The 12,647-nt window shown below is 65.7% G+C and carries 11 protein-coding genes; 3 read left to right on the top strand and 8 right to left on the bottom strand.

From position 1 onward, the window contains the following. Positions 1 to 202: 202 nt before the first annotated feature. Entirely contained in the window at positions 203 to 1,498 is a 1,296-nt protein-coding gene (locus AC1PLU_RS01165) for an acetyl-CoA C-acetyltransferase (protein ID WP_043888825.1), read from the bottom strand. Between the two features lie 88 nt (positions 1,499 to 1,586). Between AC1PLU_RS01165 and AC1PLU_RS01160 the strand changes: the two genes are divergently transcribed. After that, a complete protein-coding gene (locus AC1PLU_RS01160) occupies positions 1,587 to 2,471 on the top strand; it encodes a hypothetical protein (protein ID WP_481107458.1) in 885 nt (294 codons plus the stop codon). Between the two features lie 219 nt (positions 2,472 to 2,690). Here AC1PLU_RS01160 and AC1PLU_RS01155 read toward each other — a convergent pair whose 3' ends face one another. The 7 genes from AC1PLU_RS01155 to glnA all read right to left on the bottom strand — a co-directional run bounded on the left by AC1PLU_RS01155 (position 2,691) and on the right by glnA (position 10,652). Continuing rightward, positions 2,691 to 3,338: a superoxide dismutase family protein gene (locus tag AC1PLU_RS01155; RefSeq protein WP_481107457.1), complete on the bottom strand. Its 648-nt coding sequence runs from the start codon at positions 3,336 to 3,338 to the stop codon at positions 2,691 to 2,693. 49 nt (positions 3,339 to 3,387) lie between these two features. Next, entirely contained in the window at positions 3,388 to 3,990 is a 603-nt protein-coding gene (locus tag AC1PLU_RS01150; protein WP_162498212.1) for a superoxide dismutase family protein, read from the bottom strand. Positions 3,991 to 4,407: 417 nt separating this feature from the next. Further along, positions 4,408 to 5,838: a nitrogen regulation protein NR(I) gene (ntrC, locus tag AC1PLU_RS01145; RefSeq protein ID WP_481107456.1), complete on the bottom strand. Its 1,431-nt coding sequence runs from the start codon at positions 5,836 to 5,838 to the stop codon at positions 4,408 to 4,410. Beyond that, complete coding sequence (locus tag AC1PLU_RS01140) at positions 5,831 to 6,886, bottom strand: two-component system sensor histidine kinase NtrB (protein WP_006449208.1); 1,056 nt, start codon at positions 6,884 to 6,886, stop codon at positions 5,831 to 5,833. The genes ntrC and AC1PLU_RS01140 overlap by 8 nt, the downstream gene beginning before the upstream one ends. A 264-nt stretch (positions 6,887 to 7,150) precedes the next feature. Continuing rightward, positions 7,151 to 8,593, bottom strand: coding sequence for an ammonium transporter (locus AC1PLU_RS01135; RefSeq protein WP_268213699.1), 1,443 nt, complete (start codon positions 8,591 to 8,593; stop codon positions 7,151 to 7,153). 22 nt (positions 8,594 to 8,615) lie between these two features. Beyond that, entirely contained in the window at positions 8,616 to 8,954 is a 339-nt protein-coding gene (locus tag AC1PLU_RS01130; RefSeq protein WP_002808480.1) for a P-II family nitrogen regulator, read from the bottom strand. Positions 8,955 to 9,242: 288 nt separating this feature from the next. Next, on the bottom strand, positions 9,243 to 10,652 hold the full coding sequence (glnA, locus tag AC1PLU_RS01125) for a type I glutamate--ammonia ligase (RefSeq protein WP_006449210.1): 1,410 nt from the start codon (positions 10,650 to 10,652) through the stop codon (positions 9,243 to 9,245). 220 nt (positions 10,653 to 10,872) lie between these two features. Here glnA and AC1PLU_RS01120 point away from each other — a divergent pair, with 220 nt between their 5' ends. Both AC1PLU_RS01120 and AC1PLU_RS01115 read left to right on the top strand, forming a co-directional pair. Beyond that, a complete protein-coding gene (locus AC1PLU_RS01120; RefSeq protein WP_006449211.1) occupies positions 10,873 to 11,667 on the top strand; it encodes an undecaprenyl-diphosphate phosphatase in 795 nt (264 codons plus the stop codon). Between the two features lie 137 nt (positions 11,668 to 11,804). Beyond that, on the top strand, positions 11,805 to 12,614 hold the full coding sequence (locus AC1PLU_RS01115) for an META domain-containing protein (protein WP_481107455.1): 810 nt from the start codon (positions 11,805 to 11,807) through the stop codon (positions 12,612 to 12,614). The last annotated feature ends 33 nt before the right edge of the window (positions 12,615 to 12,647 follow it).

Below are 12,647 nucleotides of genomic sequence, written 5' to 3'. Positions count from 1 at the left end.
GAAAGGCCCCGGCATGTCCGGGGCTTTTTGTTTTTGTGGGTCTGAGCGGGAGTGCCACTCCCAACGTTCACCGGGCCTGCGAAGGTCTGCGAAGATCGCGACCCAAGGCCTCGGGATAGGTAATGTCCTGATTCGCAAAATTAAGAGCTTTGCTCTTACGAATCCCCAATCCCGAATGCCCAATCGCACATGCGCAGCAGCATCAGCGCTCGACGATGGCGACCACGCCCATGCCGCCGGCCGTACAGATCGAAATCAACGCACGCCCGCCGCCACGTTCTTCCAGCTGCTTGGCGGCGGTGGCCACCACGCGCGCACCGGTGGCGGCGAACGGGTGGCCGGTGGCCAGCGACGAGCCCAGCGGGTTGATCTTGTCCGGGTCGATACGGCCCAGCGGCGCATCCAGACCAAGGCGGTTGCGGCAGTAGTCCTCGCTTTCCCAGGCGCGCAGCGTGCACAACACTTGGGCGGCGAACGCCTCGTGGATCTCGTAGATGTCGAAGTCCTGCAGGGTGAGGCCCTGGCGCGCCAGCATTTGCGGCACTGCAATGGTCGGCGCCATCAGCAGGCCTTCACCATGCACGAAATCCACCGCCGCCACCTGGGCATCGCGCAGATAGGCCATCGGGGTGTGCCCGTGCGCCAGCGCCCAGGCTTCGCTGGACAACAGCACCGCGGCAGCGCCATCGGTGAGCGGGGTGGAATTGGCCGCGGTCAGCGTGCCGCGGCCGGAAGTCTTGTCGAACGCCGGGCGCAGCGTGGCGAGTTTTTCCAGCGAGGTGTCCGCACGCAAAATATTGTCACGCGAGACACCGCGGAACGGGGCGATCAACGAATCGAAGAAGCCGCGCTCATACGCTGCCGCCAGCTTGTGATGCGAGGCCACCGCCCACGCGTCCTGCGAATCGCGCGCGATGTTCCATTCCTTGGCCATGTCCTCGCAGTGGTCGCCCATGCTCTTGCCGGTGCGCGGCTCGGCCACGCCGGGGAACTCGGGCTTGAGCTCGCCGAACTTGAAACCGCGCAGCAGCGCCTTGAGCTTGTCGCCGGTGGCCTTGGCCCGGTTGGCAGCCAGCAGCCGCGCGCGCAGCTTCTTGCCGTAGACGATCGGCACTTCGGACGTCGTGTCCGAACCGCCGCCGATGCCCGAATCGATCTGCCCCAGCGCGATCTTGTTGGCGATGGTGATCACCGAATCCAGGCTGGTGCCGCAGGCGCGCTGCAGGGTGATGCCCGGCGTCAGCGGCGACAGGCCGGACGACAGCGCCGCCTCGCGGGCCAGATTCCAGTCCGAGGAGTGCTTGATCACCGCCCCCATCGCCACTTCGCCCAGTTGCTGCCCATGCAGCCCGAAGCGCTCGACCAGCGCGCCCAGCGTGCGCACCGACATGCCCAGGTTGCCCACATCCGCGTACGCGGTGTTCTGACGACAGAACGGGATACGAACGCCGCCCAAGATGGCGACGGGACGGGCTGCTGGCATCGGTTGACCTGGCATGGAGGACTCGGGGACATGGCCTGCACAGGGCCGGCAGGCATAATGGCCGCAGTGTAGCTTCGACCCCGTGATGGGCCAACCGCGAATCATGAGCAAGACCGAACACGGCGTGACCGCCATGGGTGTGATGGCGCTGGAATTGACGGGCGGCAGCGCCCCCGAGCGCGGCGCCTTGGCGCCCGAGCAGGCCGGCATGCTGGCCGAACGTATCGGCCGCGACCTGGCGCAGTGGATCCCGGAGATCCGCGCGCTGGAGCTGAGCGTGGCGATGGCGCATTTCGACCCGGCCGAAGTGCTGCGGCCGGGCTGGCCGCTGCATCGCCGGCTGGAAGAGCTGCAGGCGCGCGCACCAGGACGCGACCAGGGCCCGCGCGTGCTGGCCTTCGGTGCCGATGCGCAGGGCGAGATTCCGTTGCCGTTCCAGGCCGATGCACAACTCACCGGCGGCGGCCTGCGCGTGCTGCCATTCCTGCTGTCCGGCGATCCGGAAATCGTCGCCACCGTGGCCGATGCGATGGAAGAGGTGCTGCTGGCCCAGGGCATGGCGCAAGCCGACACCGCCTTGCTGGCGCAGGAAAGCTTCGGCGCACGCATCGAACACGCGCGCTATCTCACCGCGAACGATCTGGCGGCGATGATTTCGATGCAGTACGACAATCAAGGGTTGGCGCCGCTATGGCCGCTGATCGAAGCCGCCCTGCTCGCCCCGCACACCGAAGAATGGCTGCACCAGCCGCCCGAACCGGTGCTGCGTTATGTCGACGGCGAAGTGCGCATCGCGCTGTTCGACCCGGCCGGCTGGTGCGATTACTACACCCACGACCGCGAAAACTGCGAGCGTCTGCGCGGGGTGTACGAACAGTATCTTTCACGCCAGCGACAGATGGCCGCCGTGCTGGAAGCGCATGGGCTGCCAGTGCTGTATGTGCATGTGGAACCGGGGCAGGATCCGCGTCAGGCGTTGGCTGCGTAAGCAACGCACCGGTTACTTTGGACGTTGAACTGTTGGCGCGTACTGGAAAACCGGCGTTTTTGGTGACAAACATGGCACGCGCCTACGCGCCTTACATCCATGTGCTGAACTGGTCCGTGCACTTGAAACCAGCACCAGTGCTTGGCAGGTGTGTACCAAACAAATAACGCCGCAGTGATCGATCACTGCGGCGTTTGTTTGTCTGCCCGTTTCTTTGGCTTACTTGGTCGCAGCCGGCGCGTTGTCGGTGGTGATCACACCGCAGGCCAGACGGCCGCCGGCGTTGCCGGTGGGTTGGGTTTTGTAGTCGTCGGCATCGGCATGCACGATCACGGCGTGGCCGGCGATATCGAACTGGTCGGCCTTGCCGAGATTGACGTTGCTCGAGACCGGGCCATCGATGCTGGCATTGCCCTGCGCGTCGGCCTTGATGTTGGGCATGTCGCCACCGTGATGCGGGTCGGCGCTAACGGTGCCGTGATCGGATTGGGCCGGGTTGAAATGGCCGCCGGCACTGCTGCCGTCCGGTGCGCTGCAATCGCCCTTTTCGTGGATGTGGAAGCCGTGCTCGCTGTTGGGCTTGAGGCCGCTCAGTTGGCCGGTGACGCGCAAGGCGCCGTCGACGGTCTTGAAGCTCACCGTGCCCTTCACCTCACTGCCCTTGGTCGGCTTGAGCTCGGCGGTTGCGGTGGTGGTGGCTGCCGCTTCGGTGACCATGGAAGCGGCATGCTCGCCACCATGCGCCGCTTCGGCTGGCGTGCCGGCCTGCGGTGCGGGTGCGGGATCGGCCGGTGCCGGTTCGTCGCGCTTGCACGCGGTCAGCACCAACGCGGTGGCCAGGAACAACGTCGTGGGAAGAATGCGCATGAAAAAACTCCTGTAGAGAGGCCGCAGTTGCGGCCATGGATGCCCCAACTCAGGGCTGCGAAGGGGGTGTGCGCCATTGGGTGACGCGAATGACGCCGCAGGCCAGACGTGCGCCGGCATTGCCACTGGGCTGGCTGCGATAGTCGTCCGGATCGGCATGCACGATCAGCGCCTTGCCGATCACATCGGTGGGCGCGGCATCGCCCAGGGTGATGCCGGCAATGATCATGTCCAGGTGCGCAACGCCTTCGGCGTCGGCGCGCAGATTGTCCATGTCGCCCGCGTGGTGGGGATTGCTACCGGCGCGCCCGTGCGGTGCACCGGTAGGATTGAAATGCGCGCCCGCGCTGCTGGCATCGGCGGCGCTGCAATCGCCGCGCTCGTGCACATGGAAGCCTGCAACACCGCCCGGGCGCAGGCCACCGACGGTGCCGGTGATGCGGATTCCCTGTAACGCAGGCACCAGCACCACCCGACCGCTGACCAGACTGCCCGAGGCCGAGGCCAGCGCCGCTTCGGCCTGTTGCACCGGACGGGTGGGCACGACACGCGCCACGGGCGGTGGCGGTGTCTTCGGCGGGGGTGGCGTGCTGCTGCAGGCGGCCAGCGCCAGAGCGGTGAGGGCGACGATCGTGGACGACCGGTAACGCATCGAGCTGTTCTCCTGATCAGGCTGGAAACCTATGCGGGCACATGTTCACGTGTCATGAAATGCGCTTGCCGGCTGATCGGGAGTTTACGGGGTTGGTGTGGAGTGTCGGGTTGTTTTGAGGTGCGGGTCGACGGATGCGCGGTAGCACCGATGTGCGATTGCGATAAGCCTGGATCGCGTGCGTTGTTTCCTTCTCCCGCCGGGAGAAGGTGGCGCGTAGCGCCGGATGAGGGTACGGGCGAAGCGCCAGTGAAGTTTGGGTGCGTGTAGGCTTCGCCACGTACCCTCACCCCTCTCCCGGCGGGAGAGGGGCTCAACTCCGCGTGCGGTCTGATGCACCATTGCGGTAAGCCTGTATCGCCTACGCGCCGTTCCTTCTTTCAGCGGAGCGGGCTTTAGCCGGGGCCAGGCGATACATCAGCGGCGTTTGCGCCCTGGGCCGAGTTTGCGGGTGACGGTGTTGCGGCCTAAGCCCAAGCGTGCGGCGGCCTCGGCGCGGCGGCCCTGGGTGAGTTGCAGGGCGGCTTCGAGCAGGGTCTTGTCGAGGCGTTCGCGGGCTTCGGCGTGCAGGCCCTGGGCGCCTTCGCTCAGGCGTTGCGCGGCCCAGCTGGAGAGCATCTCGTCCCATTGCCCGTCGCTGCGGCCGGCGCGTTGGCGACGGCCGCCACGCGCCAGTGCGGCTTCCACATCGACCACGTCGATGATGTCGGCGGTGGCCAATGCGGCCAGGCGCCAGCACACGTTTTCCAGTTCGCGCACGTTGCCGGGCCAGTCGTAGTGGCGCAGGCATTCCAAGGCGGCCGACGACAGCCGTTTGGGCAGCATGTCGAGCTTGCGACCGGCCATGGCCAGGAAGTTTTCGGCCAGTTGCGCGATGTCGCCGCGGCGTTCGCGCAGCGGCGGTAATTGCAGCCGCACCACGTCCAGGCGATGCAGCAAGTCGGCACGGAAGCGGCCTTGTTCAACCAGCGCTTCCAGGTCCTGGTGGGTGGCGGCGATCACGCGCACGTCGACACGGATGAGTTCGCGCCCACCGACACGGAAGAATTCGTTCTCTGCCAGCACGCGCAGCAAACGGGTCTGCAGCGGCAGCGGCATATCGCCGATTTCGTCCAGAAACAGCGTGCCGCCATCGGCCTGTTCGAAACGGCCGATGTGCCGTTTGGTGGCACCGGTGAAAGCGCCGGTTTCGTGGCCGAACAATTCGCTTTCCAGCAGCTCTGCAGGAATGGCGGCGGTGTTGAGGGCAACGAAGGATTTACGCGCACGCGGCGATTCGTTGTGCAGCGCGCGTGCGACCAGTTCCTTGCCGGTACCGGTTTCGCCGTTGATCAGCACCGACAGCGGTGCCTGCGCGAGCCGGCCGATGGCGCGGAACAAAGCCTGCATCGCCGGGGTGTCGCCGATCAGCGCGGCCGAGCCTTGCGCCACCGGCACACCGACCAGTGCGTCGACGCCGGCATCGGCATCCGGCAGCGCGCGTGCGGCCAGGGCCACCGCGTCATCCAGGTCGAACGGCTTGGAGAGGAACTCGTGCGCGCCGCCGCGAAACGCGCCGGCAGTGCTGGCTACATCGGTGTAGGCCGACATCACGATCACCGGCAATTGCGGGTGCTTGGACTTGAGTTTGTCGAGCAGGGTCAGGCCGTCTTCGCCGGGCATGCGCACATCGGTGAACAGCAAATCGGGCGTGGGCCGCATGGCCAGTGCCTGCAGCGCGGCGGCGGCACTCTCGAAGCCATCCACGGCGTAGCCGGCATCGCGCAACGCGGTGGACAGCACGAAGCGGACCGAACGGTCGTCGTCGACCACCCAGATATGGTGGGATGCGGCGGCGGCCTCAGCCATGCAGATGCTCCTTGTCGTGATCGCCGGCCAGCTCGGGCAACAGCAGGGTGAAAACGGTATGGCCAGCGCGCGAGCGGTAGGTCAGCGTGCCGTGGTGTTCGCGCGAGACCTGCTGGGCCAACGCCAGGCCCAGGCCACTGCCTTCGGCGCGCCCGCTGACCAGCGGCAGGAACAGGTGCTCGGCCAGCTCTTCTGGCACACCGCCGCCGTCGTCGATGATCTCCAGCCGCAGCGACATCGCATGCACGCGGTCGCGGATGCGCTGGCCATGTTCGACGCGGGTGCGCAACGTCACCCGCGTCGCACCGGCCTGGAACGCATTGCGCACCAGGTTCCAGACCGCCTGGGTGAGGCGATCGCCATCGCCAAGAATGTCGGGAATGCTGGGGTCGTAATCGCGTTGCACCTGCACCGACCAGCCCCCCTCGGCTTCGGCCAGGCGCAGCACGCGCTCCAGCACGACATGGATATTGAGGCGGTCGTGCGGGCGCGCCGGTGTGGGCGAGAGCAGGCGTTCGAGCAAGGTGTTGAGGCGTTCGATCTCGGTACCGATTAATTCGATCAGCTCGCGCTCGTCCTCGTCGCGCCCGGCCGAACGGCGTGCCAGCAGTTGTGCGGCGCCCTTCAACCCGGCCAGCGGATTACGCAGCTCGTGCGCCAGACCCTTGAGCGCAGCGCTGAGGGCGTTAGGCAGTGCATGGGTGGGATCCAGCGCGGGGAATTCGTCGACCGGGTGGGTTTCCAGCAGCCAGCCGCCGTCGTCCAGCCGCGACAGCCAGCCTTCGGCAAAGCGCGGTGCGTCGTTGGGCAGGCCCAGGGCCAGCCGATGCAGACGCAGCACATCGCGTTCGTCGTTGAGCAGGAAGCGGGCGAGCGCATCGCCCTGTACTTCCAGCGCGGCCAGCGGTTGATCGACCAGTCGCCGTGCGCTGACGCCAAGCCAGCGCGCGAAGGCTGGATTGACGCCCAGCACACGGCCCTCGCGGTCGGCCCAGGCCACCGGGGTGCCCAGGCTGTCCAGCGATGGCATCGAAGAAGAAATCACCATTGCACCAATTTAGTGCAAGCAGCATCGACGTGCGCGGATGTCGCGCTAGACGAAGCGTGCAGAGAAGAATTCGGGGCCGACGAGCGGTGGCGTACACCGATCCAGCGCACATCCGCGCCGACAGGGACAGGCGTGGGGCTGGTCATGCAGACACCTCGGCAGTTGACCCGCGCCAACCAGCGCCGCGGGGAGAAACGGACCCGGCGGGCAGTCCCGGCCGGGTCGTCGTGCCACCCGCAGCGGCATGGCTGCGGGTGTTCATGCTCAAGACTCGTATGCGGCTTCGCCGTGCGAGGTGATGTCCAACCCCTCACGCTCGGCTTCTTCGGTGACGCGCAGGCCGAACACCAGCTTGGCGACCAGGAAACCCACCACCGAGACCACGCCGATCCACACCAGGGTGATGCCCACGCCCAATGCCTGGATGCCGACCTGATGCACGATGTCGTAATCGCCACCCTTCTGGCCGCCCAGCGAGGCCGCCGAAAACACGCCGGTCAGGATCGCGCCGATGATGCCGCCCAGGCCATGCACGCCGAACACGTCCAGGCTGTCGTCGGCACCGAGCAAACGCTTGAGACCGGTAACGCCCCACACGCACAGCACGCCAGCGGCAAGACCAATCACGATCGCGCCGAACGGACCCACCGTGCCGCAGGCCGGGGTGATGCCGACCAGGCCGGCGACCATGCCCGAAGCCACACCCAGGGCGGAGGACTTGCCCTTGATGATCTTCTCGGTCAACGACCAGCCCAGCACCGCCGCGGCAGTGGCCAGCAAGGTGTTGAGGAAGGCCAGCGCCGCACCGGCATTGGCTTCCAGGTTGGAACCGGCGTTGAAGCCGAACCAACCCACCCACAGCAGCGACGCACCGACGAAGGTCAGGGTCACGTTGTGCGGCTTGATCGCCTCACGCCCCAACCCGGCACGCTTGCCGACGAAGTAGGCGCCCACCAAGCCGGCGATACCGGCGTTGATGTGCACCACCGTGCCACCGGCAAAATCCAGCGCGCCCAGCCCGAACAGATAACCACCGGTGGCCCAGACCATGTGCGCCAGCGGCAGATAGCCGAAGGTGAACCAGATCACCGAGAACAGCAGCACCGCAGCGAACTTGGCACGTTCGGCAAACGCACCGACGATCAGCGCGCCAGTGATGCCGGCAAAAGTCGCCTGGAACGCCACGAACACGTATTCCGGCAGGCTGACACCCTTGGTGAAGGTGGCCGACAGGGTTTCGATGGTCACGCCCTTGAGCAGTGCCTTGTCCAGATTGCCGATCCACGGACCTTCGCCGGAGAACGCCAGGCTATAGCCATAGAGCACCCACAGGATGGTCAGCAGCGAAAACACCACAGCGACCTGGATCAGCACCGACAGCACGTTCTTGGCGCGCACCATGCCGCCGTAGAACAGCGCCAGACCCGGCACCACCATCAGCAATACCAACAAAGTGGAGGTCAGCATCCAGGCGACATCGCCCTTCTCGACCACGGGTGCAGCTTCGGCGGCCGCCACCGGGGGGGCTTCCGGCTGCGCGGACGGCAGCGGTTCGGTGGTGACCGGCTCGGTCGGCAACGGGGTGACCTGCGGGGTGGATTGCGCATGCGCGCTACCCATGCCGCCCACCACCAGCGCACTGAACAGCATCAGCATGCAGACGCTGTAGAACCGGGCTTTCCACCCGGCGAAAAGACCTGTCTTCATAAGGACTCCTGGGGTGGGGGATTCAGAGCGCATCGGCGCCGATCTCGCCGGTACGGATGCGCACGACTTGCTCGATCGCGGTCACGAAGATCTTGCCGTCGCCGATCTTGCCGGTACCGGCGGCGTTCTGGATCGCCTCGACCACTGCGTCCAGCCGGTCGTCGGTCACCACCGTCTCGATCTTGATCTTGGGCAGGAAGTCGACGACGTACTCGGCGCCGCGGTACAGCTCGGTGTGGCCTTTCTGGCGTCCGAAACCCTTGACCTCGGTCACGGTGATGCCCGACACGCCCGCTGCGGACAAGGCCTCACGGACCTCGTCGAGCTTGAACGGCCGGATGATGGCGGTGATCAATTTCATGCGCATACCCCGAATGGTGGAAAAAACCGGCCGGCATTGCGCCGCCCGGCGGTGTCATTCCCCTGGATGCCAACCCCGGCATCCGCTCGTTCGCGAGCACGCAGACCCCAGCGGATGCCAGTGCATCCGCCTCGTGGGAGAGGTCAGGCCCGCGCGTCGCGATCCAGTGCTCTCTCAATACCCTTATCAAGACCCCTGCAAGTCCACGGCATCGACCATGGACCTATCGAACATGGGCGGCGATGGCGGAGGTGGGAGGGGGGGCCTCCGCCATCACCGCGGTGGAACTCAGTTGCCGTAGTACAGCTGGTACTCCAACGGGTGGGTCGCAGCACGGAACTTGGTGACTTCCTGCATCTTCAGCGCGATATAGCCGTCGATGAAGTCGTCGCTCATCACGCCGCCGGCCTTGAGGAACTCACGGTCCTTGTCCAGCGCTTCCAGCGCCTGGTCCAGGCTGGAGCAGACCTGCGGGATCAGCTTCTCTTCTTCCGGCGGCAGGTCGTACAGATCCTTGTCGCTGGGCGCGCCCGGGTCGATCTGGTTCTTGATGCCATCCAGGCCGGCCATCATCAGCGCGGTGAAGGTCAGGTAGCCGGACTGCAACGGATCGGGGAAGCGCATCTCGATGCGGCGCGCCTTCGGGTTGGTGACCCACGGAATGCGGCACGAGGCCGAGCGGTTGCGGGCCGAGTAGGCCAGCATCACCGGCGCTTCGTAACCCGGGACCAGACGCTTGTAGCTGTTGGTGCCGGAGTTGGAGAAGGCGTTGATCGCACGGGCGTGCTTGAAGATGCCGCCGATGTACCACAGCGCCATCTGCGACAGGCCGCCGTAGCCGTCGCCGGAGAACAGGTTGACGCCGCCCTTGGTCAACGACTGGTGCACGTGCATGCCCGAGCCGTTGTCGCCCACGATGGGCTTGGGCATGAAGGTCGCGGTCTTGCCATTGCGGTAGGCGACGTTCTTGATGATGTACTTCATCGTCAGCAGTTCGTCGGCCTTCTGCACCAGCGAGCTGAACTTGGTGCCGATCTCGCACTGGCCGGCAGTGGCCACTTCGTGGTGGTGCACCTCGGTCTCGATGCCGACCTGTTCCAGCGTCTTGATCATTTCCGCGCGCAGGTCGTGCAGCGTGTCGGTCGGCGGGACCGGGAAGTAGCCGCCCTTCACGCCCGGACGGTAGCCGCTGTTGCCGCCGTCGTACTTGGCGCCGGTGTTCCAGGCAGCCTCTTCCGAGCCGACCTGGAAGAAGGTGTGGCCCATGTCGTTGGCAAAGCGCACCGAATCGAAGATGAAGAATTCCGGCTCCGGGCCGAAGAACGCCTGGTCGGCGGTGCCGGAGGACTTCAGATAGGCCTCGGCGCGCTTGGCGATGCCGCGCGGGTCGCGCTCATAGCTCTGCATGGTGGCCGGATCGAGGATGTCGCAGGTCAGCACGATGGTCGGATCGGCGAAGAACGGATCCAGATAAGCGGTGCCTGCGTCCGGGAGCAGGACCATGTCCGACTCGTTGATGCCCTTCCAACCCGCGATGGAGCTGCCATCGAACATCTTGCCTTCTTCGAACAACGCCGGCTCGATGATATTGGCCGGAAAGGTGATGTGCTGCTGTACACCACGCATATCGACGAAGCGCAGGTCGACGAACTCGACCTTGTTGTCCTTGATCAGCTTTTCAACATTTTCCACGGACATCGGAAGAAACCTCAGGGGAAGTTAAGTGGCTCGTGGGCGGTACTACAGCAGGGACCGTGCCAAGCGTCATACTTTCACAAGTCCTTGATTTTGCTTGCATCGCTAGAGGCCGCTCAGGCTGCACTAGCACCTTGGTGGTGCTAATTGATCGCAATGCGCACCGATATGGTGCATGCCGCAATGCACTATCCTGACGCCTCCCCCATCCCTCCCCAGTCCGATGTCCGATCTGATCTCCGCCCTGCTGTTGGGCATTCTCGAAGGCTTGACCGAATTCCTGCCGATCTCCAGCACCGGCCACCTGCTGATCGCCGAACAATGGCTCGGACGCCGTTCTGACTTCTTCAATATCGTCATCCAGGCCGGCGCGATCCTGGCGATCTGCCTGGCGCTGCGGCAGAAGCTGTGGACCCTGGCCACCGGCCTGGGCGAACGCGACAATCGCGACTACGTGCTCAAGATCGGCGTGGCCTTCCTGGTCACGGCAGTGGTCGGGCTGATCGTGCGCAAGGCCGGCTGGCAGCTGCCGGAAACCGTACATCCGGTGGCCTGGGCGCTGCTGATCGGCGGGCTGTGGATGCTGGTGGCCGAGCACTTTGCCGGCAAATTGCCCGAGCGCGACGTGGTGACCTGGAAGGTGGCCATCGCGGTCGGTCTGGCACAGGTCGTCGCTGGCGTGTTTCCCGGCACCTCGCGCTCGGCCTCGGCAATCTTCCTGGCCATGTTGCTGGGCCTGAGCAAGCGCTCGGCGGCGGCGGATTTCGTGTTCATGGTGGGCATTCCGACCATGTTCGCGGCCAGTGGCTATGCGCTGCTGGAGATGTACAAGGAAGGCGGCTTCGGCAGCGAGAACTGGGCCGATGTGGCGGTGGCCTTCGTGGCGGCGACCATCACCGGTTTTGTAGTGGTGAAGTGGCTGCTGGGCTACATCAAAAAGCATCGCTTCACGGTGTTTGCGGTTTATCGCATCGTGCTTGGCGCTGCCTTGCTGTTGTGGCTGCCGGCTGCGGCATGACGCCTCAACTGTCCCCGCGCGGCGTGTCTGTTCAAGCGAGCGCGACAGGCGTGGCACGCGCCCAGGCAGTGACGCCCGTCATTGCCCTGGCCGCGCGGTGGCGGTATCACTGAGGCATTGATCACCGGGAGCCGCCCATGCGTGTCATGTTCTTCGCCCCTGCACTGCTGGCGGCGGGCGTGACGGCCTGCGGGTCGGGCGCTTCGCCGGACGCACCCGGCTCCTCCCCCAGCGCTGCCGCGCAAGCCGATGCGGTAGCCGCACCGGCCGCCGACAATGCCTCGCTGCGAGCCGCCCTGCGCGCACAGCACTGGCAGTTGCAGCAGGCCAGCGATGCGCACGGCACCGCGTTGCGCAGCTTGTTTGTCGAGGGCACTGCGCCACTGCAACTGGATTTCAGCGATGAACGCATCCAGGTCAGCCAGACCTGCAATGCCCTGGGCGCCAACTACAGCGTGGCCGAGGCGCAGTTGCAGATCGGCCGGGTGGTGTCGAGCAAACGCCTGTGTGCCGAATCACGGCGGATGGCGCAGGAGCGCGCCGCCAGCGAGCTGCTGTCCGGCCGTTTCGCGGTGGCGTTGAACAGCGTGCAGACCGCGCCGCGGCTGACTCTTACCCGCAGCGATGGTACCCGCCTGGTTTTCGGTGGCATCGCCACCGCAGACACGCGCTATGGCGGCCACGGCCAAACGGTGTTGATCGAAGTGGCCGCCGAGACCGTGCCGTGCGCCTCCGACCCATCGCGCCAATGCCTGCAGCTACGCGAGCAGGATGCAACGGGACAGCCCGTCACCCAGCGCTGGCAAACCTTCGAGGGCAAGATCGAAGGCTTCGAGCACGAAACCGGTATCCGCACCTTGCTGCGGGTGACGCGCTATCCCGCCGCTGCAAGCCCAGACGGCACGCCGGTATATGTGCTCGATCAGATGATCGAAGCCAGCGGTTAGCAGTCGAGTTTTGACTGCGTGGCGTAATCGCGT

It is taken from the genome of Xanthomonas sp. NCPPB 2933 (assembly GCF_056725225.1).
Note: the sequence above shows the minus strand (reverse complement) of the source record. Positions and strands in the feature narration are given on the sequence as shown.

Coding starts and splice junctions, on each gene's coding strand:
- AC1PLU_RS01160 (WP_481107458.1), top strand. CDS start 1,587: ATGAGCAAGACCGAACACGGCGTGACCGCCATGGGTGTGATGGCGCTG.
- AC1PLU_RS01150 (WP_162498212.1), bottom strand. CDS start 3,990: ATGCGTTACCGGTCGTCCACGATCGTCGCCCTCACCGCTCTGGCGCTG.
- AC1PLU_RS01165 (WP_043888825.1), bottom strand. CDS start 1,498: ATGCCAGGTCAACCGATGCCAGCAGCCCGTCCCGTCGCCATCTTGGGC.
- AC1PLU_RS01140 (WP_006449208.1), bottom strand. CDS start 6,886: ATGGTGATTTCTTCTTCGATGCCATCGCTGGACAGCCTGGGCACCCCG.
- AC1PLU_RS01130 (WP_002808480.1), bottom strand. CDS start 8,954: ATGAAATTGATCACCGCCATCATCCGGCCGTTCAAGCTCGACGAGGTC.
- ntrC (WP_481107456.1), bottom strand. CDS start 5,838: ATGGCTGAGGCCGCCGCCGCATCCCACCATATCTGGGTGGTCGACGAC.
- AC1PLU_RS01135 (WP_268213699.1), bottom strand. CDS start 8,593: ATGAAGACAGGTCTTTTCGCCGGGTGGAAAGCCCGGTTCTACAGCGTC.
- AC1PLU_RS01115 (WP_481107455.1), top strand. CDS start 11,805: ATGCGTGTCATGTTCTTCGCCCCTGCACTGCTGGCGGCGGGCGTGACG.
- AC1PLU_RS01120 (WP_006449211.1), top strand. CDS start 10,873: ATGTCCGATCTGATCTCCGCCCTGCTGTTGGGCATTCTCGAAGGCTTG.
- AC1PLU_RS01155 (WP_481107457.1), bottom strand. CDS start 3,338: ATGCGCATTCTTCCCACGACGTTGTTCCTGGCCACCGCGTTGGTGCTG.
- glnA (WP_006449210.1), bottom strand. CDS start 10,652: ATGTCCGTGGAAAATGTTGAAAAGCTGATCAAGGACAACAAGGTCGAG.